This window comes from Thiomicrospira aerophila AL3 (assembly GCF_000227665.2).
GTDB lineage: Bacteria > Pseudomonadota > Gammaproteobacteria > Thiomicrospirales > Thiomicrospiraceae > Thiomicrospira > Thiomicrospira aerophila.
In genome coordinates this window covers 1,923,355-1,947,721 of sequence record NZ_CP007030.1, presented here as the reverse complement: position 1 = coordinate 1,947,721, position 24,367 = coordinate 1,923,355, and the positions used below count along the sequence as shown (strand labels likewise).

Annotated in this window: 22 protein-coding genes; 8 read left to right on the top strand and 14 right to left on the bottom strand. The window is 44.0% G+C overall.

What is annotated here, in order from left to right; all coding sequences use genetic code 11:
* Positions 1–58: 58 nt before the first annotated feature.
* Together THIAE_RS09450 and THIAE_RS09445 are read left to right on the top strand one after the other, a co-directional pair.
* Complete coding sequence (locus THIAE_RS09450) at positions 59–2,767, top strand: DEAD/DEAH box helicase (RefSeq protein ID WP_006460226.1); 2,709 nt, start codon at positions 59–61, stop codon at positions 2,765–2,767.
* A gap of 243 nt (positions 2,768–3,010) precedes the next feature.
* Positions 3,011–3,652 (top strand): sce7726 family protein, encoded by a 642-nt coding sequence (locus THIAE_RS09445; RefSeq protein ID WP_006460228.1) that lies wholly within the window; start codon positions 3,011–3,013, stop codon positions 3,650–3,652.
* Here THIAE_RS09445 and THIAE_RS09440 read toward each other — a convergent pair.
* From THIAE_RS09440 to THIAE_RS10665, 9 genes are all read right to left on the bottom strand, one after another.
* Positions 3,611–4,732 carry a beta family protein gene (locus tag THIAE_RS09440; RefSeq protein WP_006460229.1) on the bottom strand — a complete coding sequence of 374 codons (1,122 nt, stop codon included), beginning with the start codon at positions 4,730–4,732 and terminating at the stop codon, positions 3,611–3,613. The two genes, THIAE_RS09445 and THIAE_RS09440, sit on opposite strands and share 42 nt — an antisense overlap.
* Entirely contained in the window at positions 4,725–5,258 is a 534-nt protein-coding gene (locus tag THIAE_RS09435) for an ImmA/IrrE family metallo-endopeptidase (protein WP_006460230.1), read from the bottom strand. Before THIAE_RS09435 ends, THIAE_RS09440 begins: the two co-directional genes overlap by 8 nt.
* Positions 5,258–5,881: a hypothetical protein gene (locus tag THIAE_RS09430; protein ID WP_006460231.1), complete on the bottom strand. Its 624-nt coding sequence runs from the start codon at positions 5,879–5,881 to the stop codon at positions 5,258–5,260. The genes THIAE_RS09435 and THIAE_RS09430 overlap by 1 nt, the downstream gene beginning before the upstream one ends.
* Before the next feature lie 330 nt (positions 5,882–6,211).
* Complete coding sequence (locus THIAE_RS09425; protein WP_006460232.1) at positions 6,212–7,555, bottom strand: IS5 family transposase; 1,344 nt, start codon at positions 7,553–7,555, stop codon at positions 6,212–6,214.
* 226 nt (positions 7,556–7,781) lie between these two features.
* Positions 7,782–8,558 carry a hypothetical protein gene (locus THIAE_RS09420; RefSeq protein ID WP_025299402.1) on the bottom strand — a complete coding sequence of 259 codons (777 nt, stop codon included), beginning with the start codon at positions 8,556–8,558 and terminating at the stop codon, positions 7,782–7,784.
* A gap of 642 nt (positions 8,559–9,200) precedes the next feature.
* Complete coding sequence (locus tag THIAE_RS10670; RefSeq protein ID WP_006460234.1) at positions 9,201–10,274, bottom strand: TniQ family protein; 1,074 nt, start codon at positions 10,272–10,274, stop codon at positions 9,201–9,203.
* 3 nt (positions 10,275–10,277) lie between these two features.
* A complete protein-coding gene (locus tag THIAE_RS09410) occupies positions 10,278–11,189 on the bottom strand; it encodes a TniB family NTP-binding protein (RefSeq protein ID WP_006460236.1) in 912 nt (303 codons plus the stop codon).
* A gap of 16 nt (positions 11,190–11,205) precedes the next feature.
* Positions 11,206–13,095: a Mu transposase C-terminal domain-containing protein gene (locus THIAE_RS09405; protein WP_006460237.1), complete on the bottom strand. Its 1,890-nt coding sequence runs from the start codon at positions 13,093–13,095 to the stop codon at positions 11,206–11,208.
* A complete protein-coding gene (locus THIAE_RS10665) occupies positions 13,082–13,798 on the bottom strand; it encodes a heteromeric transposase endonuclease subunit TnsA (protein WP_006460238.1) in 717 nt (238 codons plus the stop codon). Before THIAE_RS10665 ends, THIAE_RS09405 begins: the two co-directional genes overlap by 14 nt.
* A 115-nt stretch (positions 13,799–13,913) precedes the next feature.
* Here THIAE_RS10665 and THIAE_RS09395 point away from each other — a divergent pair, with 115 nt between their 5' ends.
* From THIAE_RS09395 to THIAE_RS09370, 6 genes are all read left to right on the top strand, one after another.
* A complete protein-coding gene (locus THIAE_RS09395; protein WP_239232378.1) occupies positions 13,914–14,624 on the top strand; it encodes an ATP-binding protein in 711 nt (236 codons plus the stop codon).
* The gene (locus THIAE_RS09390) at positions 14,624–15,319 is read left to right on the top strand and encodes a sulfite exporter TauE/SafE family protein (RefSeq protein WP_006460240.1); all 696 of its coding nucleotides are present in this window, start codon (positions 14,624–14,626) and stop codon (positions 15,317–15,319) included. Before THIAE_RS09395 ends, THIAE_RS09390 begins: the two co-directional genes overlap by 1 nt.
* A gap of 171 nt (positions 15,320–15,490) precedes the next feature.
* A complete protein-coding gene (locus THIAE_RS09385) occupies positions 15,491–15,736 on the top strand; it encodes a hypothetical protein (protein WP_025299401.1) in 246 nt (81 codons plus the stop codon).
* Between the two features lie 164 nt (positions 15,737–15,900).
* A complete protein-coding gene (locus THIAE_RS09380) occupies positions 15,901–16,425 on the top strand; it encodes an RNase A-like domain-containing protein (protein ID WP_006460242.1) in 525 nt (174 codons plus the stop codon).
* 10 nt (positions 16,426–16,435) lie between these two features.
* Complete coding sequence (locus THIAE_RS09375; RefSeq protein ID WP_006460243.1) at positions 16,436–16,738, top strand: hypothetical protein; 303 nt, start codon at positions 16,436–16,438, stop codon at positions 16,736–16,738.
* Between the two features lie 16 nt (positions 16,739–16,754).
* A complete protein-coding gene (locus tag THIAE_RS09370; protein WP_006460244.1) occupies positions 16,755–16,949 on the top strand; it encodes a hypothetical protein in 195 nt (64 codons plus the stop codon).
* A gap of 12 nt (positions 16,950–16,961) precedes the next feature.
* Here THIAE_RS09370 and THIAE_RS09365 read toward each other — a convergent pair whose 3' ends face one another.
* The 5 genes from THIAE_RS09365 to THIAE_RS09345 form a co-directional block, all read right to left on the bottom strand.
* The gene (locus THIAE_RS09365) at positions 16,962–17,348 is read right to left on the bottom strand and encodes a YkgJ family cysteine cluster protein (protein WP_006460245.1); all 387 of its coding nucleotides are present in this window, start codon (positions 17,346–17,348) and stop codon (positions 16,962–16,964) included.
* Between the two features lie 124 nt (positions 17,349–17,472).
* Complete coding sequence (locus tag THIAE_RS09360; protein ID WP_006460246.1) at positions 17,473–18,501, bottom strand: lipid A deacylase LpxR family protein; 1,029 nt, start codon at positions 18,499–18,501, stop codon at positions 17,473–17,475.
* Positions 18,498–19,967 (bottom strand): efflux transporter outer membrane subunit, encoded by a 1,470-nt coding sequence (locus tag THIAE_RS09355; protein ID WP_006460247.1) that lies wholly within the window; start codon positions 19,965–19,967, stop codon positions 18,498–18,500. Before THIAE_RS09355 ends, THIAE_RS09360 begins: the two co-directional genes overlap by 4 nt.
* Positions 19,967–23,101 (bottom strand): efflux RND transporter permease subunit, encoded by a 3,135-nt coding sequence (locus THIAE_RS09350; RefSeq protein WP_006460248.1) that lies wholly within the window; start codon positions 23,099–23,101, stop codon positions 19,967–19,969. Before THIAE_RS09350 ends, THIAE_RS09355 begins: the two co-directional genes overlap by 1 nt.
* A 20-nt stretch (positions 23,102–23,121) precedes the next feature.
* Positions 23,122–24,285: an efflux RND transporter periplasmic adaptor subunit gene (locus THIAE_RS09345; protein ID WP_006460249.1), complete on the bottom strand. Its 1,164-nt coding sequence runs from the start codon at positions 24,283–24,285 to the stop codon at positions 23,122–23,124.
* Positions 24,286–24,367 lie beyond the last annotated feature (82 nt).

Here is a 24,367-nt window from a genome sequence, read left to right as displayed (position 1 = left end):
TTTTGTAAAATACAAATAAATCTATCATTGAGTCACACTTTAACTCGGATTTATTCAAATGTTTCAATTAAAAGGCTACCAACAACGTGCCGTTGATGTTCTGCAATCATTCCTAACCAAGTGCCTCGACAATGATGTTGAAGAGGCATACCGATTAGCACTTGAAGAACAAGAATTACCTGAGTTTGAGTATCGAGACTATGGTTTTAAACAAGTACCTTATGTCTGTTTAAGAATACCCACAGGGGGCGGTAAAACCGTTCTTGGCTCCTATGCGATTGATGTTGCATCAAAGAGCTTGCTTGATACCGAAACACCGATTGCTTTGTGGCTTGTACCAAGTATCACGATTCGAGAACAAACCGTTGAAGCCCTAAAAAAACCAAGTCACCCATACCGTCAAAAACTAGATGAAGCCTTTAAAAGACAGGTGTTAGTTTTAGATATTGATGAAGTCACTCAGGTTCGGCCACAAGACCTTGAGAACAAGGCAATCGTTATTGTTTCCACGCTGGCGAACCTGCGTGTCACAGATACCTCCGGGCGAAAAATTTATGCCTATCATGAAAACTTTGAGCCGCATTTTGCCAAAATACCAGCAAACCACCCGTTAATATCTCGTCTTGAAAAGGTATCGGCGGATGATGTTCAAGAAAATGGTTTAAGCAATTCAGCGATTGGGAAGATTAAATACTCGTTTGCCAATCTTCTTGCTATCCACCGACCGATTGTGATTATGGATGAAGCTCACAACGCCAGAACCACGTTAACATTTGAAGTCTTGCAGCGCGTCCACCCCTCTGCAATCATTGAGCTTACCGCCACACCTAACACCAGTAAGACTAATGGAAGCAATGTTTTATTTCATGTATCCGCTTCTGAGCTGAAAGCCGAAGAAATGATTAAGTTGCCGGTAATGCTCACGGAACATCAAAACTGGCAAGACGCCATTCAAGATGCTGTTATCACCCGAAACAAGCTTGCTATTGATGCTCAAAAGGATGCGGATTACATTCGACCTATTGCTCTATTTCAAGCAGAAAACAAAAGTGGCGAAGTAACGGTTGATGTTTTGAAGACGCACCTAATGGATCAGCTCAACATCCATGAAGAGAAAATTGCTATAGCTACCGGCAATCAACGGGAGCTTGATGGTCTAGACTTGTTTTCGCCAAATTGCAAAATTGAATACATCATTACAATTGAGGCGTTGAAAGAAGGCTGGGACTGTCCGTTTGCTTACGTTTTTTGTTCTGTTAAGCAAGTTTCATCAAGCAAAGATGCCGAACAACTGCTAGGGCGTGTTTTAAGGATGCCTTATGCCAAAAGAAGACTGATAGAAGACCTTAACCGTGCTTACGCACACCTCTCCACTTCAAAGTTCAGTAAAGCCGCGCAGGACTTGACCGACAAACTGATTGCAATGGGTTTTGAGGAAATGGAGGTTGCCGCTTTCTTGAGAGAAGCAACGCCAGGTATCCATAATCCAGACCAGCAGGACATGTTTGGCGCTGGTGATGAAGAACTACAGATTAAACCGGTGAGGGTATCGAAGTCACTTGTTGTTGAAACCCAAAGTACGCCTGATTTAACTTCTTTATCTGATGATGAAAAGGGGCGAATTAGTATGTCTCATGATTCGCAAACCAATACTACCGTTGTTAGGATTACCGGAGAAGTTTCCGAGAGCATCGAGAAAGCGTTGACAAAGCATGTCAAGAACGGCAAAAGCACGGAGGCATTTAAACAAAATATTCGCATTCACAATCAAGCATTAGAAGCTGAAAAAGCCCCGTCAGAAAAAGGCATTCCCTTTGGATCACTGCCATATCTTTGCATGCAAGAGCAGGGTGAGTTAGACCTAGTTGAGTCCGAAGTATTTCTTCATGCACATGGTTGGGACTTGTTGGATTATCCGGCTGAACTAAAGAATTTTAGCTTACATGAAACCAGTAACAGCTTCTCTATCGACATTGATGGAACGGAGGTGACATACGGCATATCCAAGCAACAAAACGTGATTACATTTAACCAAGGCTTTCTTGACGTTACAGAGCAGGATTTAATTGGCTGGCTAGACCGTGAACTAAAGCAACCAGACATTGTTCAGAGCCAGATGATTGCATTTTTATCACGAATTGTGAAAAGTTTGCTACAACAGCCAAACATGACCTTAACTGCGTTGGTTAGAAACAAATTCCCTCTGGCAAGAGCGATTAGAGATTTAATCAGAATTTATCGTAAACAAGCACAAAAGACGGCATATCAAGAAACGTTATTTGGTGATGAATCAAGCGTCTGCGTATCAGACCAGTTTATTTATGAGTTTAATCCAAGCAGCTACCCTTCCAGACCGCCCTACTATACTGGAAAATACAAATTCCAAAAGCACTACTTTCCTCAAGGGATGATTGAAGACTTAAAGACCAGTGGCGAGGAATATGAATGTGCAAAGGTTATTGATAGTTTACCCGAAATAAAACATTGGATACGCAATCTAGTGCGTAGAGACCAGTCTTCTTTTTGGCTTCCATTGGCGCACGGCAAATTCTATCCTGACTTCATTTGTGAGCTTGAAGACGGCAGAATGCTTGTTGTCGAATATAAAGGCGAAGCTTACGTGTCAAATGATGATTCGGCAGAGAAACGGGCTGTAGGTGACTTGTGGGCTAAGCTGAGTGGGGGAAAATGCCTTTTCATAATGGCCGTTGAACAAGATAAAGATGGGCGTGATGTTAGGCAGCAAATCTTACATCTAATTAGTTAGTTCGTGAGGTTTCAGTAATGATTTCTTTTGCTCCATCTTTAGATCGAATTTCTGCATCAATTCAAAATACGGCTTCACAATCTGGTTTGTCTGTTCAATTTAGGCCGGAATATGTTCATGACATTCCATTTGATTTAAAGCGTCTTAGGTATATAAAGTATTTAAATAATTCTGAAGGTTTAGCAGTTTTTGAGAAGTAAACAGGCAGATAGGATAGCAACAATAAGTGAGTGAATTCTAAAAATGAAAGAACCTTTTATAAAGGCGGCTTTAATTGATTATTTAATCGAGAAGTATGGTGATACTTTAAAAGTAATTAATCCTGAATTTAGATTCGCTGATGGGAATAGACGAGCAGATATTCTTTGTATTTCTGAATTATTAGAAGGGTTTGAAATAAAGAGTGATTTCGACAGTCTTTCGACTCTTGCAGGTCAGATCGCAAACTATCTAGAATGTTTTGAGTCAGTGAGTATTGTGACGACACAAAAACATTTGAATGGTGTTATTGGGATTTGCCCAGAAAATGTTGGAGTATTTTTAATCAAGGATTCAAAGATACAGGTTTATAGGCAGGCTAAAGTTGAGAAAAAACTTAGTAAATTATCGTTGCTAAAAATGATCGGCGTTAAAGAGGTTAAATCTGTTTTAAGAGAAAAAAAAGTTTATTGTAAGAATTTAATGAGTCTTGGCATTAAAGACGCTAGGGAGCTTCTTGTTCGAAATATAACAATTAATGAAGCACTTGAGCTGGTGAAAAAAACAGTGATTAATAAGTACAGCTCAAACTTCAATCAATTCTTGAAAGATAGAGGCCATGTAACCCTCATTGATGACATCCAGTTACTTAACATGGCAAATGGGGAGCTCGCCATCGAGGAATAACCTTGAAATAAATAGATTTAATCTTACAGAAATCCAAAAAGAAGGGCTTTTTCCTTGAGGTTTACCTTTAGATGCCAATTTAATTTGCTCTTCTCCCCAGCAGGGATTGGGGTTAGATAGAAACTTTGTTTCAACAGCCATTTTTTCACCGCATCTTACATAACCGCCATCATCCCTTCTAAACCTTTTATAGATGATAGATTCAGATAATGGAAAATCTATTCGTGGAACCCAGTTGCCCCCACCTTGTATTTTTCTAACAGGGTGAATGCTTGCATAGTCCCCATAAATGATGGAATTCATCTTCGCTTCATTGCAAATAGTTCTAAAAAATCTTTTTTCAAGGATGGTTAACGTTCCGTAATCATCATAGCAATCATCCTCATGTCCTTTTACATAGGATGGAAATGATGAGGTTGTAATTGATGTTCTACATGGCTGACGATTGCTTTCAAATATTGATAGTAATTCTTTAATAACTGAAACTTTAGAATTAAACAGTGATTTTTCTATGTATTGCCCATCAATTACTAGAATGAGCTTTTCTATATCAAATGATCCTTTAATGAGTTCTATGTAATGGGTGAATTCGTTGACTAGATCTTTAGTGGTCATATAACCATCATCAACAAAATCAAATGGTGTATATCTAAATGCTAAATATTCAAAATTTGCTGCTAATCTCTCAATTTGAGACTTAATTTCATGATCTAAATGCTCTTCAGGTGGAAGCATGTGTATTACAGGGATTAATTTTAAATCAGCCCTAAAGCTTTCTACAAAACTACACCAATTATCAAAGCCGTTTATTTCATCTCCGAACTCGTAAATTTCATCATTTGCGAGGTCTTCATGAGATGTAATATCTAAAATAAACGGTCTATGATCACCAACGATATCTTTAAGTGAGTCAATGCGTTTGTGCACAGTTGCTTCTACGTTATATTTAGATTTTCTAGATTTAGTCAATTCAAACAAAGGCAAAACACCATCTTTTACCGACCCATCGAGTTCTTCATATCCTCGAAGTTCTGCATCGGTAGTTTTAATGATTGGAATGTATTGGTATTTTTCAATCAACTCCGTGACCTCCTAACCCAAGATTCTTTGCTCTCAGCCGAACTGCCATTGAAGAGACTTCGAAATGTTCAGCAATACTTTCAATTTCTGAAGACTTATTCCTTATATAGTCTAAGAATAAATCTTTTGGCATTAATAACTCAGCGGCGAATTTATTTGCTTGAGTTTCATATAAGTTTGTTTCACCTTTTCTGAATAAAACGGTATCCTCAAAGCAATCCATGACTTTAGAGTGAAGGCAATAATGACCCAATTCATGAGCAATTGTAAAGCGCTTTCGATTTGGATGATGTAACGCATTTACGCCTATAATCCAGTGTCCATCTTCTTTTCTTAGGTAACCAGATACCTCATTTTCCATTTCTATGCTTTTAATCTGCACGCCTAAAGAACTTGCCAATTTTTTTATGTCGATAGGGTTAGTATCAATGCCATGTTCTCGTGCTGTTTTTAGAAGGTTCTCAACATTAAACTTTGTAGGTGCTTCATGAATTTTCCTAATTGATTTTCTTCGAAGAATAGCCATTATTTATTCTCTCCGTCCTCATCGTATCCATCGGGTATCGAAATTGTTGGCGATTTACTGAAAATGGATTTTCCATTGTTTCGTTCCTCCACTGTATTGAGTCTATTTTCGATATTATCTTTCCAATCTGAGAAGTCATCTAAATCTAGTTTCAGGTTTTGTCTTATATCTTCAGTCTTACTTTTTACCAAAATATCTAACTTATCCGTTAACTCGGCAGTTTTAAAGTACTCTTCAACTTTTTTCTCAGTCATAATTTCCATTTTTTCATAGGACTGGGCTTTTATATATACAAATGCCATCCCAGAAATTAATGCTATTAAACCAAGAAGAAACGTAATTATAGTGCTGTAAAAGCTGGTTACCTGTGTAATGATGCCATCAGATGGAAGAATTCGACCATTTTTAATTAACAGGCTTAAAGCTTCTTGTTCTTCTATGGTAAGGGGGCTGTTCTGTTTGTAGAACACTCCTTTAACTGTGTTTAATAGCCAAGAAACAGGGTCGATATTGAATTTTGTCAATACTAAAGTGGCAAATAGCACACCTAGAAACACGGCTAGAATAATGCTGATATATTTTAGAATTTTAAAAAAAATACTATCTATCTTATCATTGTTCATTGGTGCTTTAGCCCGCCATATAAATTTAGTTACAAAAATAAAATTTCAACGATTAAAATATTCGATTGGCCTAGTGCTTTATAGCAAAGCCGCTAATTTTTATACATTTCGAGTAAGAAAAGTCTAAACTTAGCATAGTCGACTGTAACCACCACATTTTAGCCGAAGTCAAAAGTAGAAGGTTAAGTTGCTTCGATAAATTCTTTTGATTGCACTTGTCCGATTGCAGTATGTGCCCATTCGTTATTGTATGTCCATAACCATTGAGTTGCCAGTAATTGCGCTTGTTTGATGCTTTCAAACGTATTTAGTCGGCCCTGAATAACCCACTCAAGCCACTTTAATTTTGCGCTTTTTCGTACGAATGTTTTCCTTAATCCATTCGCTTTGCCAGATAGCCGTCCATAAAAAAGCCAAAAAATCCCGCAGGAAGTTTAGGATTAACCGCAGATTGTGACCTGCACCGCATAACAGCGCAAACATCGCATCACCTAGCTGTCCTTTTAGCGTGCAACGGTCTAATCGTCCTTCGGTTTTCATATGCCCGATGCTCGCGTCTATGGCACTTCTGCGTTTGAGCTTTCTCTTTAAGCTCGCGGTCATGCCACGCTTTTGGCCGCTTATCAGCACCTTACTCTGTTCAATCCAATGGCCTTTATAGCCTCTATCGACACACACCAGTTTGGTTGGCATGTCGGTGAGGATTTCTTTTTGTTCTAAGGCTTCATGTAGAGTATGCCCGTCATAGGGGTTGCCCGCTAGGCTGCGCATCCCCACCACTAAGCCTTCTTTTAAGGTGGTCGCTACAGTGACTTTCACACCGAACTCGTAGGGTTTGCGGCTTTTACCTTTACCGATGCATTCGACTTCCGGCGCATGCAGGCTGTAGAGTTTGTTTTTGTCCTTGGGTTTTTGGCTGAGTAGGCGTTTGGCTAGACTCAGTTCATGCTTTAACCCATCGGTTATCTGTTGCGCTTTACGCTCTACATCTCGAACAATCCGCCCGAGGTAGGTGCGTTGTTTTTTGAGGCTTTGGCGCATGCGTTTGAATTGTTTGGCGTGCGCATAGCGGCCTGTTTGTATCGCTTGTCTAGGGGCGACTTTGTTGTAGTTTTGGCGAAGGTTGATGCCTTGCGCTTGGGCTTGTTTAACCAGGCGTTGTCGTGCGGTTTCTAACAGCTTGGAGTCGGTTGGATGGGTGATGGCTTTTTCCATGACCGTGGTATCAACCAGAATCTCTTCAAAGGATTTGGGCTTGACCATCTTGGCGTTGACGGCCGCCTGAATGCTGTGGGTGTGTAACCATTCTAACCCTTCTTCACCGACCCGTTTACGCCAGCGCACAAGTGAACTGGGGTCAATCGGCAGTTGATGTTCAAAGTGCACACAACCACAAAAGTGCTGGTAGTAAGGTGATTGCAAAAAGGCACTCAATACCCCTTCATCACTGTGGCCGTAGAGATGTTGCAGATAAAACAAACCGGCAATCAAACGCGGTGAGGTCGCAGGTCGTCCAGTGGTTGAGGGGAAATACCCGGCCCATTCACGCTCAAAAAACGCCCAGTCGATGAGGCCTTCTAATCGGGCGAGTTCATGTTCAGGATTGATGATGTCAACCAACAAGGGTCGAAACAAATCTTGGTTGGGGTTTTTGGGCGGTGTTTTGGGCTTCATAGGCGTGTCAATTTGCAAGAAATTAAATCATTATTATATTAAAACTGGCAATTTTTAAAGCACTAAATTAAAGCTCAACCCTTATAAATCATGGCTTGAGTGAGTTATTCAGGGCCGATTACTTATTTGTAACTAGATTTACTTGTTTTAAGCTTTAATTTTGTATCCAGTTGTAGCCAGATTTAACAATGGTTTACCTCCTTCTAAAGTAAGTTACCTCCCCATCTTACGGGGGCAGATAAAAAATATCCTTATAAAGTTTTACTTCTCTCTGTTCATTAACGCTTACTAGCTCCCTGATACCATTCAACTCTTTCGGCATTCTAACTCGATGAAAGTAAGCTAAACCTAATTCAATGTAATCCTCTTGGGAAAACTCGCCAGACCTCAACAATGCAATCAACTTTTGTTTAGTACGCTCAGTGGATTCATGTGGCCGATCTAACGCCAGCTCATAAACTTTATTATCGAGACTCGGTAACTCAACTTTATGGTGCTTTCTTAAATGCGTAATGAAACCCCATAGGCTTGCTCGTTGCCCGGTATGAAACCATAAGTATTGGCGAATAAGCTCAACATCTGGCTGGCTTTTATTTTGGTATTCACCTAGTGCTAAAAAATTAACGGCTGTACCAAAGCTCAATCGTGCAGTATGTGCTGTGTTTTTACCGGTTTCATACTTGGTCATGATTAATTTGTGATAGCTATCCATGTATTTAAACAGTGGGCTGGATGCCGGTATGCGATTGAATGCTCTATCAATGCAATCTAAATTACCGATCTCACACTTGCGCTCATGGTCTAATGGGATGAGGCCTGACTCATCAAGAAAGTAGGTTACGGTTAAGTGTTGTCTAGTTTTAGCCACGGTAAGGCTTGTTGCATACTCGGCATAAGTGGGCATAGCTTCATGTTTTTCATACCAGTCACTTAAGAACTTGAATACTTCAAAGCTTGATACGATTTTTCTTGCCGCAATATCTGGAGCTCTCGTTTTTTCCATCCATAGCCCATAGTTAGCGAATATCTCGGCGACCTCGTGACACAATGCTTTTTGGGAAATAGAAAGACGTTTTCGTAATCTCGACTTTGAAGCGCATGTAGAACAAGTATTGTTCTTAAAGCCAGCAGGCATATGCTTTCCACAAACATTACAGGCCTTATCCGGCTTTGTCGTGCAGTGCTTGCAAACAGGTTTTTTGTCCAGTGTAAAAAAGAATGGTGCATAGGTGGTATGACATCGGATGCACTTAAAGCCATAAGACTTATTAAAACATTTATTGCATATTGGTTTATCTATGCCAAAAATTAAACGTCTTGAAACGCTCCGAGCGTCAGATCCGCATATATGACATCTTAATCGAGGTCTGTAATGTTTTGCACAAGCTTTGCAAACGGGGCCATGCTCGGTAATCTTCCCGGGCTGGTAGTCGGTCGCATTACACCTTATGCATGGTGTGTTTTTCTTTTTGCAAGTATTGCATACCGGAATCACATCGTTCTTATGGATTTTTTTGATTTCGCCACAGATACTGCAAGTTCTTTTTTTAAAGGTTCGAGCATAGCATGTTGCACAAAATCCCTCATTGTTATGCCTGCGCTTATACTTTTCGACTTCACGGCCACATTGATCACATTGAGGCATCTAAAGGTACCTTTGGATATCAAGCCACATTTTATCAACCTCATCTTTTGACTTGGGCTTGATAGGAGTCCGTGCTCTGATGACTGTTGTTGGTTTTGTTTCCGAGCTCCTAAGCTTGGAGGCGATGAAGGCAAATGTCTCAGTAAGATTGGTTTTATTTTTTATCATCATCTTTTGAGTTACATCATGAGCAGCAAGATGTTTAATCAAGCTCTTAATCTCCATGCTTAGTAACGTATCCAGGGCGCAAAATAAAGTATGTATCCAATCAGGTGGATACTGCTCGATGCTAACGCCCATGATGAACTCTTGCTCCATAACAGGCAGGCACATCACTTTCCTAAACTTTGTTAAGGTTGCTGGGTGTGTGCAGGTGAAATGAAGAAATCGAAGCATTAAGTGTACGGTGCTGAAAAGCTCTTTAGTTTCATTTGTGCCCCATGCAAACGAAACACTACCTTCATGGTTTATAGCGTTGTTCAAAAGTAGTTGGGCATTAAGTGCTCTGGAGTTGGCTGGTTTACTATGAGCAAGTCGTAAATCAAATTGACATCGAGGACAAATGCAAATATCGGGGTTATCTTGATTTGCTTTATGTGGGCTAATCGGAAGCCCGCAATTTGGGCATTTATCTAGAAGTATAGTTTTATGAGTAGGGCATGAATGGTTCCAAGCCAATCGCCATGATTTTTTAAAATAGGCCTTTTCATTAAGGCACTCAGGACAACATCTTAAGCCAGTGCTTCGATCTCTATTACGACTACCTTGGGGGATTACCCAGTTCCAATTTGTTTTTGGGTTTAGTTGAGCTGAATTGATATTTGCAGCGATAGATAACAGTGTTGCTTTACGAAGCGTATTTATATCAAAGGGTGCATTAGCAATTCGATAAAGCATAACATCGGGGCAGTATCGATCAAAATCAAGTGTCCAGGCTCGCCACTTGCCCCAAAAATACCAAGTCCAAGTCATGGGATCTGAACCGTTAGCAAGAGCGTTCCTGATTAACCAAGAGCTCAACAACTCATCGTCTTCGATGGGTATTAAAATTGGCCAGAGACGATGCGAATTCATTTTCTAACTTATTTGAAGTTGTCTTGAATAACTGGCATGAGTAGGCTTCACCCAAGAAAACTTTTGAATAACACTTGTCGAAATTTCTTCAATTTCGTTTTCAATAGCATAAGTTGCGCACTCTATGAGAAGCCGGTGTAAATCTCCTGTATTTCCTTGGGAAATGTTATGAAGCAGAACAGTTTTATCTTTTTCGTGCAATCTTGATGGTTTTCTTAGAGGTAGCCGCTTTTCAAATGCTAGTAGCAATCCTCTGAAGTTTTTATCTAAATCCCAACGTGGAATTGTCAGTGTATCGAATCTACTCGCTATCTGTGGATCGCTATTAATTAATGTCATGGCATCGTGAATGCCAACGGCAACAATTGGTATCATTAGCTCATTGCCAAGCGTCTTTAGTATTCCAATTGTTTTTAAGCGTTTTGAGGCAGAAAATGTCAATAAGTTGTGAAATTCATCAATTATCAGCATTCGAACATTACATTCCCGCATTAGAGAAATGACTTGGTTTCTAAGGCGAAGTGGTGTGTGCTCTGGGTTAAAGGGTGTCCAAAACTGCTCAAGTATTGAAACAAACAATGCTTTTTCGGACTCAAGAGTCGGCGCATCTATGACAATTAGAGGAATGTTTGCTCTCGATATTCCGTCCTCATCCTCACTCGTATAACTAGGGTGTAAATTTGAATAGTATTTAATCAGCGATGTTTTGCCTATATTCGGCTCTCCAATCATCAATAGGTTTCGCATTCTTGGCTTTTTTGGATTTCTTAGAAGCTGGTTGAGTAATTGAATGACTTGCGTTGACCGGTTATGGTTAATCCATAAGGGGTTATTCATATAGTCAATTCGTTCCTGTTTACCTTGGAGTATTACCTCGTGAACGCTTTCATGAAGGTGAGAGTACTGTTCTGTCATCTAATTCACCCGTGTATTAATCAAATATTGGAATATCATCATCCCAGAGGTCGTCATCTAACCCTTGCTGCTGAGATGGTTGAGGTAATGGAGAGGTTTTGCTTTCTGGTGTAGCTTGTTCTTTATTTATTTTAGATTTTGCTAGTTTGCGCCGTGCACTCCTAGTCTTTTTCACAGATGCTTCAACAATTGCCTGCATTTCACGGTGTGTTTCAATAAGCTGCTCTTCTGTAAAAGTGAAGCCAAACTCTTTAATCTGTTTTTTGGCTTCTTCAAGTTCCCATAAGCTCATGTGAGGTATGGATGGATTGGCTAGGGGAATCTTGAAATACTGCTTTTGCTCAGGCTCATAAAACCAAATTTGACGTATATTTCGAGGATCTATACGGAATATGAAGCGCTGTTTTTTATTTGTCTCATTGTCAAATTTATGAATAAATGGTCTCAGAACGTGCTCGTAATAGTTTAGACCGTTAATGTTAACGCCATTACTCTGAACTGTGCGGCGTTCGATGGGTAAAAAATCCCTGTAAACCGTTTCTGGATCTGATGGTTTCGGAGGTAGACCGATTCCATTGGAATGGTTTGAACCAAAAATTCCCTCATGCCATTTATCTTCAGGTGATATTCCTAGACTTGAATGTTTCTTTTTATGGTAAAACTTCGTAATGTAAATAATAAGCCAGCGCTCAAACTCATCAAAAGTTAGAGTAGCATTTCCATCTGAATCGTATTCAGCACGCTCTTCAATGTTTGAAAATGTTGTTCCTGGCAAGTTATGAACCTTTTTCATGACTGTTTTCATTAGGCTCTCAACATGACCGCCATAGTTTGGTTTTCCTACAGGGCGGAAATCTATATTTATGTCATAAGCAAGACATGATTGTCGAAGAGTGTCAGAACGAAATTCACCGGCATTATCGAGGTGAAGAAACTCGGGATTTCCCCAGACAGGCCAACTTGAATCAACTTTAAATTGAATTAAAAGCTGATCTTTAGGGTTAATCATCTGAGATATGCACATTGCTACAGAGGTTGTGCTTGGCGCATAAAGTGAAAGATGGTAGCCAACGATCATTCGGCTGTAACAATCAATCGCAAAAGTAACGTAGGGTCTTCCAATGGGAAGTCGGTGTTCATCGTCACTCACAAGTATTAAGTCTACGGGTGTGTGGTCAATTTGTATGACTTGTAATGGGTAATCAGCCTCATATTTTCCGGGGGTAGGTTCAAACTTTGTTCTAGCTCTCCCTCTCTCGTTCCTGTGCCTTAATCTTTTTTCTTCTGAAATTTGCGAAATGCGGTTTCGAATAGTGTTTCCGGATGGCGCTGCTAAATTTTGTGCTTCGCAACGTTCTTTGATCACTAGGATGGTATCGCTGACAGATGGTTTTTGAGAGGTTAGATAGTAGTTATTGATGACCTCATGCATGACTGACTCGGCACGAGATTCAATTTTTAAAGTTCCTTGTGAAGGGCCACGTTTTTTTGGTAGCAGGCCAGTAATAGTTCCTGTCGTTTGGTAATTTTTCAGCCAACGGTAAAGAGTTGTAAAATGAATTTCGATCTTTTCTGCATACTGCTCAATTTCCTTGCGAGTTAAGCCCTCAAGTAATGGTTGAATACTGATAAAGCGTTTTTCGATTTCCTTCCATTCCGCATCCGAAAAATCCTCCATATCTCTTAGAGATTGGTATGCTTCGGTATCCACGTCATCGATGTGCCTCAGATTTTTAATTAAAAGACGTTCAGCTCGCCCGGTTTTTAAATTAACGCCTATGACATCTTCAAAGTTAATAATCTGTGTAAGCCTAAATGCTTCGCCAAAACTCTCAACAAAATCATTCGGACGAAATGTAATGCGTCTTCGGTCAGCATAACAACCGCCTGATTCAAAATCTGTCATTGAATACGCCTTCTTCATAAGTTTCATCAATCTTTAGCCATACGACCGTTTGCAAGTTGAGAGGCAGCGTTAAATCACAACCAATTTGCTTATTCCATACCAACTGCCAGATCTGGCCTAAAGCAATTGAGCGCTGTTCTTCTGTGACATATAAGAAGCAGAGTAAGTGATCAAGCCTGGTATGCCCAACGTTTTGTAGATGTTCGCGTATTCTACTTTCTTCATTTAAACAGTATTTGTAACGCTTGTAACGGGCAATCATTTGAATATTTTTAAGTTTTGGTGTGCGTATTTTCGAATCAGAGAAAATTTTAAAAACCATGTCGTTTGCTTTGGCAAAGCGCATGCCTATTTGGAATTTAGGTTTAAGATCTAAAAATTTCTTTTTAAGAATGTCATGTGGTTTAACTTCTACCAAGAGAGATTTGCGATATGCGCTGTAAGAGCTGCTGGTAAGAGGGGATTTGAATTCAATTAAAAAATCTGGTGTATAGGTTGTTGGTCGGCCATTGTGATTTTCATATTCAATGGTGAATGGCTGTTCGGTGACTTCAATGACCGAATCATCAAATTCTAGTAGTGTTAAAAAATCACGTTCAATTTTTGACTCAAATGAAAGGCTCTTTTCACCTCTAAATGAATAAGCACCTGATAAACTACCGTATGTGTAGCCAATTTTTCTATTCTTATGGGAAAATTTCAATTAACAACTCTCTTTGTTAAAAGGTTGTAGCAAAAACTTCTGGTAAAAAGCAAGGTTGTAGCATTAATAAATGGTATTTGTAGCATTAATTCTTAGTAAACTGGTTTCTAAATTATTGAAATTAACAGAAAGTGTAGCATTAACTTCTGTAAATGTCAGTGGGCAAACGCCGCGGCCAGGGGCCTTGTCTTTAGCACATCATGGCGTCATTTTTTTCGATGAAATGCCCGAGTTTAAGCGCGATGTCCTCGAAGCTTTGCGGGAGCCACTGGAAACTAAACAGGTCAATATCGCCCGCGTTAAGCAACAAGTCAGCTATCCATGTAATAGTCTGCTGATTGGCGCGCTCAATCCTAGCCCGTCAGGTTATTTTGCCGATGACCCGCGTTGTAAAGAAACCCCCGACCAAATTTTGCGCTATCAGCGTAAACTATCCGGCCCCATCCTCGACCGAATTGACCTGCACCTGCAATTACCGGCGGTGGATTTAGCCGAGTTAGCTAAACCACAACAGTCTATATCTGAAACATCACAAACTGTGCGAGCCAGAGTGGCAGCAGCGCGCGCGCGCCAACAAACACGGCAAGGCTGTCTAAACAGTCAGCTCAGTGCGCAACAATGTCAAGATTTACCCATTGCCCAAGCCGATCGAGACTTCCTAGCCAGCGCGCTCACTAAACTAGGCTTATCCGCCCGCAGTTATCACAAAGTCCTGCGTATTGCGCAAACCCTTGCTGATATGAACGCGGCGGAGCAGATAAGCCGTGGCCATTTGGCCGAAGCCTTGGGCTATCGCAATTTAGATCAACTTGGAGGCAGCCAGTAATGGCCATTGAAGGGATGCTCATCGCTGCGTTTATTGTCGGCTTACTGGGCGGTGTGCACTGTTTAGGCATGTGTGGTGGGGTTGTGGGTACGCTCACCTTTAGCCTATCGCCGCAGCATCAACTCAGTCAGTGGCGCATGTTGCCTTATCAATTCGCTTATAATTTAGGGCGGATTAGTAGCTATGTCATTATTGGCGCTCTGATTGGTTTATTAGCGGCTTCCTTGTCAACGCTGGTGCCGTTTTTGCCGTTCCAGCAAGCATTACAAGTCTTTGCTGGCTTGTTTATGATTGCGCTAGGCCTGTATTTGGGCGGTTGGTGGTTAGGTGTAGCCGCCGTTGAGCGGGTGGGGGCTGGCTTATGGCGTCGCCTGCAACCCTTTACCCAAAAACTGACCCCGGTACGCACCTTGCCGCAGGCCTGGTTATATGGTCTGGTTTGGGGATGGTTGCCTTGCGGACTGGTTTACAGTGTACTGATTATGGCCTTTAGTGCCGCTTCAATGACCCAGGGCGCGTTGGTCATGCTGGCGTTTGGTCTTGGCACCTTGCCCAACTTAATGCTGATGGGCGTGTTTGCGTTTTACTTTACCCGTTGGGCGCGATTAACCTGGGTAAAGCGCAGCGCCGGTGCAACCGTGATAGCAATGGGCGTTTGGCAAATTTACCAAGCCTTGAGTATTAACATTCACTAGCACCAGTATTTAATAACGCATCAATAGACTTCTTGTTCATCCTATAACCAAGACTATGACAAACAACAGATCATCACGCTGTTTAATCTGATTGATTGGATGATTACGCTGCCGAGAGAGCTTGTGATAGAATTTGATCATCAGATTGATGAAATCGAGAAGGAGAAGAACGTGCAATACGTGAATTCATTAGAGCAGTTGTATCTTGAAAAAGGTATGCAACAGGGTATGCAACAGGGTATGCAGCAGGGTATGCAGCAGGGTATGCAACAGGGTGTCGAAAAGGGCAAGCTGGAGCTTGCAATTGAAATGGTTAGGGATTTTAACCTGCCAGTTAAAACCGTTGCTGAAAAATACCAACTGTCCCTTAATGAACTGATGGACAAGCTAAATCAATCAGACACCACCAAGCATTAAACATCCTAGTCTGTGCGCATAATCAAATCTGTTTTGGCCTTATTCTTCTTAGCAACCCCGAAACTCCCTCCAAGTACAACTTGGTAACCAGGGGTGCTCAAGTTTTGCAAGAAATTTAATAACGGCGTATTTTACCTATTCTTTATCAAGGAGTGAGTCACGCAATGATTAAACAACAAGGCGTTTTGGGGCGTGTAGCAGGCCTGCTATTCACCTTAATGTTGGGTTTAATTCTGCTTGGTTTGTCAGGATGTGACAAACCCGCCAGCGGTTTAGCCGATCTATCGCAACCCATTCAGGTGTCCCTCGTTGAGCACGAAGCGATGGGTGGTCACACTATTGAACGCCATGTCGCTAAAAGCGATGCCTATTTAATTGAACGTTTGCAGCGTGATGCGCGTCTTAACACCACGTCAACCTTTAGTAACCTGGCGGTGGCGGAAGCCTCGGTCAATGCGGTGCTAAATCTACAACGTGAACAGGTGGCACGTTGGTGGCAGGGCGAGCTGGCACGACAAGCCTTTTTTGCGCGGGTGCCGACTCATGGCAGCTATATTACGCGGACGCAGCTGGAGGCTAATCCGGATGCCCAGCCGCAGTGGGTGCCAGAAAATGCAGTGGTGCGGGTGGTATTGGTGCGGCGTGGCGATGATTTTTTTGTGCTAACCGCCTTTCCACAACCAGATTAAAGGTGTTCAATTGGACTGGCAAGCCCAAATGGATTTTTTAAATACCTATCCCGAGCTACACAGCTTGTTGGCAGCCTATATCGCCATTGAAGACGGCGCTGAGAATGACAATCAGCAGGCCTGCTTACAGTTATTTAGCCAAGAAAATCCGCGAGCCTTATCTAAACTTAACGACCAGCTTGCTCATCTACTTGCGCAGGGCGATGCGCAACAACAGTGTCTAGCCGTTAAACTAGCCGGTCACAGTTTGCCAGCCCAACAGGCGCAGGCCTGGTTAATTCAATTACAAGCCGATCTATTACAGTCAATCTAGTGGAGGTCACGCAACCATGACACTGTATCAATTATTGCTTATCGTACCTGCGGCATTCTTAATCATTGCACTTGGTATGGTTGTTTTGGCGTTTTTCCAATATCGCCCAGAAGAAATCTTCCAAACGGTGGTAGCCTGGTTTAAAGCCCATGCCTTTATGCTCGCCATTTATGGTGGCGTGCTCGTGCTAATCGGCCTGTTTTTACTTTAATACTTAGTTATCCTAAGCCACAATCGGAACCAGTGGTGGTTCGTCATTGGGCTGATGATCAGGTAACTCAATCGCCGGTAGACCTTTCAGCGCGCGCAGTCGATTACACTCTGGATTAAGTGATCCATCCTCTAGCCACAAGGGAAATTCACGGCAGGGCGTGGGGCGTTGCGCGTAAATTTTGCAGCTCACACATTCGCCCAAGGTGCCTTCCAACGCCACACAGCGTGGATTCGGCTGGTTGGTGCCCTGCATACAAATATAATTATTATTAATTTTTTCCGTCAGCTCAACCGGTACGCTGCCGCCTAAAAAAGGATCGGCTTCAGACCAGTAAAAAGACACCCGAAAATGATGACAGCAGGCACCGCAAGACAAGCATGGATTAAAGTCATCCATACATCACCCCATAAAAAAATACTGCGATTGATCAAAAAAACATAGGAATAGCCAAGAAATCGGCTCGGAATATTTTACTGATAATGGCGGGTTTCGGTGTTATTTATTTGCTAAAAAGTTGGGATTAATACTTTAGCGAAAAAGACAGTGCGCCAATATTATGCGCGCGCACTTGTGAGGTATATTCTTTAGTTTGAAACATCTGATTAAGTGTCAGGCTAAAGCGTGGCCAATCGAATACCACCCCCGCTTGCAATTGGCCTATCCAAGGGTTAGGTTGAATTTGAATTTGGCGGGTCAACGCATTATTGCCATGCAAAAAATAATTATATTCCACATAACGCACTTCAATACCACTAAAAATATACCAGCTGAATGATTTCGCCGCAGAGAGGGCGATGGAGTGAGTAATAGGTAAACCGAATTGAAGTTTTGGCACGCCATAATCATCCGCTAAATGAGGACCATAGCGTAGGTTAATGCCGGTGCCAAGATATCGATAGACAGTCCCTAGAGCGCCGCTGGCATAGGGTGTTAAGTCAAATAGACTGTGTTGGTTTCGCTGAATTTCAACAATACGCCAACTGCGTTGATAGGCCAAATTGACACCTACCGCATTATCCAATTGATTATTCCAACCTTTTGGGTCTTGCGCACCGATTAATTGGTGCACAAATTTCTGTGATTGCTCAGCTTGGGAATAAGGGCCGACAATACCAATAGAAATAGAAAGCGCATCAAACTGATTATCTTGTCTTGTGGCAAGGTCTGCGGTCGCATATAACCAACCCGCATAGGGGCGATCAAATGGCAGCAATGAGGCTGTAGCAAGATCCTCAGGCGTAAACATGCTTTGTCCAATGGTATAAGCATGACGTGTTGACTGATGGTCTGGAAACCAAGGCAGCCACTGTCCGATTGTTTGCAGCCATATAGGGGCTTGGTTCTGGCTATTGTGGCTCAGGGTCAGTTTTAGTCCATTGGTGTAAAAACGATCTGAATTGAATAGCGCTATGGAATCATTGTCGCTAGTGAGCACGGCGCGATAAGTGTTCTTGCCAGGTTGGTCAATGCCATCAAATGCGAAAGCCTGGCTTAAAAAAGCCCATAAAAACCATCCAACAAGGCCTCTCGCTAACCTAAATCGCTTCATGTGGCGGCCTGACTATGGCCTCCGAGTGCTTTATAGAGTGCAATGCGCGCCAACCTAAGGTCACGCTGGGTGCGAGCCATCGCAATTTCAGCATCAAATAATGCGCGTTGTGCATCGAGCACTTCCAAATAACTTGAATAGCCAGCATCAAAACGTTTTTGGGCTAAGTCCAGCGTTTTGCGCAGGGCATCAAGTTGACGCTGTTGTGCCGCCAGTTGCGCATCGGCACGGTTTAGTTGGCTGATGGCATTCAGGGTTTCAGCAAAGGCTTGGCGTAGAGTTTGTTGATAATCTAACAGGATAATTTGTTGTTCGGCCTCCGTGATCTGAAGTTGCGCGCGTAACGCACCGCCATTAAAAATCGGTGCCGTTAAACCAGCATTGGCCTGCCATTGCAGCGCATCTGAATCAAATAAACTGTTTAAATCGACACTGCTAAATCCGAGCAGAGCATTCAGTTTTAAACTAGGAAATAGGGCGGCGCGGGCCTGACCGATATCGGCGTTGGCGGCTTGCAAGCGTTGTTCCGCAGCGATAACATCCGGTCGTTGTAATAACCGCTGACTGTCCCAATCAAGCTGCAGCGGCGGCAGGGTTAAATCAATAAATCGTGTGTTCGATTCGGGATGTGATTGGGCCATCGCAAGTTGTTGGGTCGGGTTATGGCCTAACAATACACTCAGGGCGTTACGCTGTTGGTCTTGCTCAGCCTGTAAACGAATCAGTTCAACCTCCACGCGACTCAATTCCACTTCGGCTTGCTGCACCGCCAACGGGGTAAGACGTCCCAGCTCAAACTGACGTTGGCGCAATTGCAAATTCTCCTGGCGCGACACCACGGTATTTTGTGCAATCAGTACCATTTCATCTAACGCCCGCAAGCTAAAATAGTGCTGCGCCACTGCACTGGTTAAGCTTAATTGTGCGGCTTGACGATCCGAAGCCAGCGCTTGATAGCGTGCAACCAGGCCTTGTTGTTGCGCACGAACTCGGCCCCATAAATCGACTTCATAACTCACTAAACCTTCTAGCGTAAATCGATCAAACTCAGCGCCTTGGTTAGTCGGAAAAGCATTGTCACTGGTTTGTTGGCGACCCAGGCCTGCTTGTCCTATCACATTGGGCAGCCTGTCTGCTTGACCGCGTGTGAGCGCCGCTTGCGCCTGCACTAAACGCTGATCCAGCACCGCTAAATCACGGTTGTAGCCGAGCGCCTGTTCTAGCCATTCTGTGAGCTGTTGATCGGCAAAACTTTGCCACCAGGCCTGGTCATTTAACTGATTGTCCAGCTTTAAATTATCAGCTAGCGTTAAGCTTGGCGGCAAATCGTTTTGCGGCGCTTGGTAGCTCGGAATTTGCGAGCAGCCCGTCGCTAAAGCAGCTAAAGCGATGGCCGCCGTTAAGCGTTTCATGCGGCTAGTCGTGCGACAAGTCACGCAAGAGGTTTTACTAAATAACAGGCGCATTAGACGGCTCCTTTAGGCGTAGCTTGGCGTTTGCGATCAAACCATTCAGAAAAGCTCGCCATCCAGTGGAAGAACATTGGAATAAACAAAGGGGCTAAGAAGGTGGCAAGAATCATCCCACCCACCACGCCGGTGCCGACCGCATTACGTGCCGCCGCTCCCGCGCCTTCACTAATCATCAACGGAATCGCGGCCATGGTAAAGGCGAGTGAAGTCATCACAATTGGGCGGAAGCGCATCCGCGCCGCTTCAATCGCGGCCAACCTAAGCTCCATACCCTGCGCGCGTTTTTGCATCGCAAACTCCACAATCAAAATCGCGTTTTTGGCCGACAAACCAATCAGCGTCAGCAAACCAAGCTGGAAATAAATGTCATTGTCCAAGCCGCGCCATTGGGTCGCCAAGGCCGCGCCCAACACCGCAAACGGCACCGCCATCACCACCGCTAACGGCAAGGTCCAGCGACCATATTGTGCCGCCAAAATCAAAAACACAATCAGCAGACCAAATAAAAACGCTTGCGTGCCACTCCCCGCCGCGGCATCCGCTTGATAGGCTTCGCCCACCCAGCCGAGCGTAAAGCCATCCGGCGCAATCTCATCGACCACCTGTTGCAACGCCATCATCGCATCGCCGGAAGTAAAGCCCGGTTGCGGTTCAGCCATAATTTTAGCCGCTGGAAACAGGTTAAAACGATCAACCACATCCGCACCTGTAATACGCTCAAAGCGAATGAGATTATCCAGCGGAATCATCTCGCCGCGACTAGAACGCACAAACACATCCTTCAGGTTGTCCGCGCTTTCGCGATAGTCGCCTTCAGACTGTAAATTCACTCGGAAGGTGCGGCCAAACAGGTTAAAGTCATTCACATACAGGCTACCAAAGGTCGCTTGCATCGCTGCAAAGGCTTCGTTAATTGGCACTTGTAAGGTTTGAGTTTTTTCTCGATCCAATATCGCTTGATATTGCGGGGTTTTAGTCGAGAAAGTGGTACGCACCCGTTGCAGTTCCGGGCGCTGATTTGCAGCTGCCACAATCTGATCTATCACCTCGCCAAGCTGTTGATAATCCGCACCTATACGGTTTTGCAAATACCCTTCGACCCCGCCGGTCATGCTCATGCCCATAATCGTCGGCATCGCCAGCGGCAGGCTAAAGGCTTGATCATTTTGCATAAATTGGCCAAACAACTGACCAACCACCCCATCAATATGCATATCGGGGCTGTTGCGCTCGTCCCAATGCTTCAGGGTCGCAAACCCAGCGGCCGAATCGGTGCGGTTAGTGAAGGTTTGCAAATCAAAGCCGGCAAAATGAATGAAGTTTTCCATCGCCGGATGCGCCAACACCTGTTCGGTGACCTGATCACGCACCTCAATTGTTCTAGACAGCGAAGCCGCCGGCGGCAAATAACTGACCACAAACATACTGCCCTTGTCTTCCTGCGGCACCAAACTCGATGGCAAGGCCTGCAATTGTTGCACGGCTAAATACCCCAAGCCGACAAACAACAGCAAACTCAGCAAGCTATAGCGCATCACCTTCGCCACCCCGTCACTAAAACGGTCACTCAGCCACTCAAACAAACGGTTAAACCAACCAAACCATCGACTCGGTTTGTCATCATGGTCTTTAAGCATACTGGCACAGAGCGCCGGCGTGAGCGTCAGCGCCACCAGGCCTGATATCGCCACCGACACCACAATCGTAATCGCAAATTGTTTATACATTTCGCCGGTAAACCCACCAACAAACCCAACCGGAATAAACACCGCCGATAGCACCAACACAATCGCAATCAGCGGGCTGGTCAGCTCGCGCATTGCTTTAATCGTTGCATCTTTGGCATTCAGCTTATCTTGGCGCATAATCCGTTCGACGTTTTCCACCACAATAATCGCATCATCCACCACAATGCCGATGGCGAGAATCATCCCAAATAGCGTCAGCTGGTTAATCGAAAAACCGAGCAGTTCAAACCCAATAAAGGTGCCAATCACCGACACCGGAATCGCCAAGAGCGGAATAAAGGTGGCGCGCCAGTTTTGTAAAAACAAAAACACAATAAACGACACCAGAATCAGGGCTTCAATAAAGGTATAAAACACCTGCTGAATCGACACCTTCACAAAGGTGGTGGTGTCGTAAGGAATCGCGTAATTCACGCCCTGCGGAAAACGCTCGGCCAACTCGGCCATCTTGTCATCCACCAATTTCGACACCTCCAATGCATTGGCATCGGCTTGCAAGAAAATCCCAATCGGCACGGTCGGTTTGCCGTTAAACGTCGCTTCAAAGTTATAGAGTTCAGCTCCCAGCTCCACGCGGGCGACATCCTTAATCCGCAGCATCCCGCCATCGTCATTGGCGCGCAACACGATATTCTCAAACTGGTCGGGTTGATTTAAGCGCCCCTCGGTAATAATCGTGTAGGTAAACGCCTGTTCATTAAATAGCGGCTCTTGACCAATTTGTCCGGCGGCAAACTGCGAATTTTGCTCTCGAATCGCCCGCGCCACATCGCCCGGTGCAATGCCATATTGCGCCATCCGATTTGGGTCTAGCCAAATGCGCATCGAGTAGTCTTTGGCCCCAAATTGGCGCACTTCACCAATACCCGGAATCCGTTTCAGCTCGTCCACCACATTAATCAAGCCATAGTTGGCCATAAAAATCGTATCGCGGCTGGCATCTTCAGAATACATCGCAATCACTTTTAACAAGCTTGGTGAGCGTTTATTGACTTGTAACCCGACGCGTTGGACTTCTTCTGGCAAGCGGTTAATCGCTGACTGCACTTTGTTATTCACATCCATCAAGGCTTCGTTAATATTACTGCCCACCTCAAACGTTAAGCTAACGGTCACCGTACCGGACGAGGAGGCGACCGAATTCATATACAGCATATTTTCAATGCCATTAAGCTGTTGCTCTAGCGGCGCGGCCACCGTTTCAGCAATGGTTTCGGCACTAGCACCGGGGTAACTGGTGGACACGGTAATTTGGGGCGGTACAATTTCGGGGTATTCGGCAATCGGTAAATCGCGCAGGCTCATTAAGCCTACCAACACAATAATCACCGACATGACAATCGCAAACACCGGGCGTTCGATAAAAAATTTAGAAAACATCGACAAGGCTCCTAGGCGAGTTATTCAGCGGTGTCTGTGCTGTGATTAGCTTGCACAGCTTGAACCGGGGTATTGGGGCGCAATTTAATCAGGTTGTTTAAAATCAATTGATCCCCCACCGCTAAACCGCTGTCCACCAACCAAGTTTGTTCCACCGCGCGTTGCAAGCCCACCGGTACCATCTGCGCCGTGCCATCTTTGATTACATAGACAAACGCCTGCGAGCCAATTTGCAGCACCGCCGATTGCGGAATTTGAATCACATCGACCGCTTCAATGCCGTCGAGCTGAATACGCACAAACGCACCCGGCAGCAGCGCTGCATTCGGGTTAGCAAAACGCGCTCTTAAACTGACACTGCCGGTGTGTGGATTAATTTGATGATCAGCAAAATCAATCACCCCCGTCAGCTGATGACCCAAATGGCTCACCTGCGCGCTCAGTTGTTCGCCTTGGCTAAAGCGCAAAATGCCCTGTTGCAACTGTTGCTGACGCTCAATAAACTCGCGCTCGCCAATCGTAAAATGCACCTCAATCGGGTCGAGCTGGGTGAGGGTGGTCAACAGGCTGCGGTTATAATCGCGACCGACTAAATCGCCAACCGTTTGTTGTTTTTGGCCGGTCATGCCATTAATCGGTGCGCGTACTTGCGTGTAATCCAAATCAATCTGGGCCGATTGCAACGCCGCTTGCGCACCTACCAGGCCTGCTTGTGCCAGCTCATAAGCCGAAATCGTCTGATCGCGCTCTTGCTCACTGACCGCTTGTTCTTTAAACAAGCCCTCAACACGGACCTTTTCGCGCTCGGCTTGGCGTAATTGCGCCTGCGCCATCAGCACCTGGGCTTGGGCATGATCCACCGCCGCTTGGTAAATCCGATCTTCAATACTGTAAAGCAGCTGGCCTTTTTTCACCGCATCGCCGTCGTTAAAATGCTGTTTTAACAACACGCCACTAACCCGAGCATGAATGTCTACCTGATTCGCACTTTGCACCCGCGCCGGATACTCATAACTGAGCGCCACATTTGTCGCCTCAATCACCTGCACCTGCACCGGCATCGGTGGCGGCGCATCGGCCTGCGCATTGGCAATCGCATAGGGCGCGATAAAACACAAGCCCATGCCCAAAGACCATGTAACCAAGCGACCCCAACCCTTACCGCGAGCAGATGACTGATTCATAACGCTAATCCAATACCCTTTAATAAAAAGAAATGTAGTGTAGCATTCGTTACACTTTTTGCAAGCGCACCTCTGTGCAATA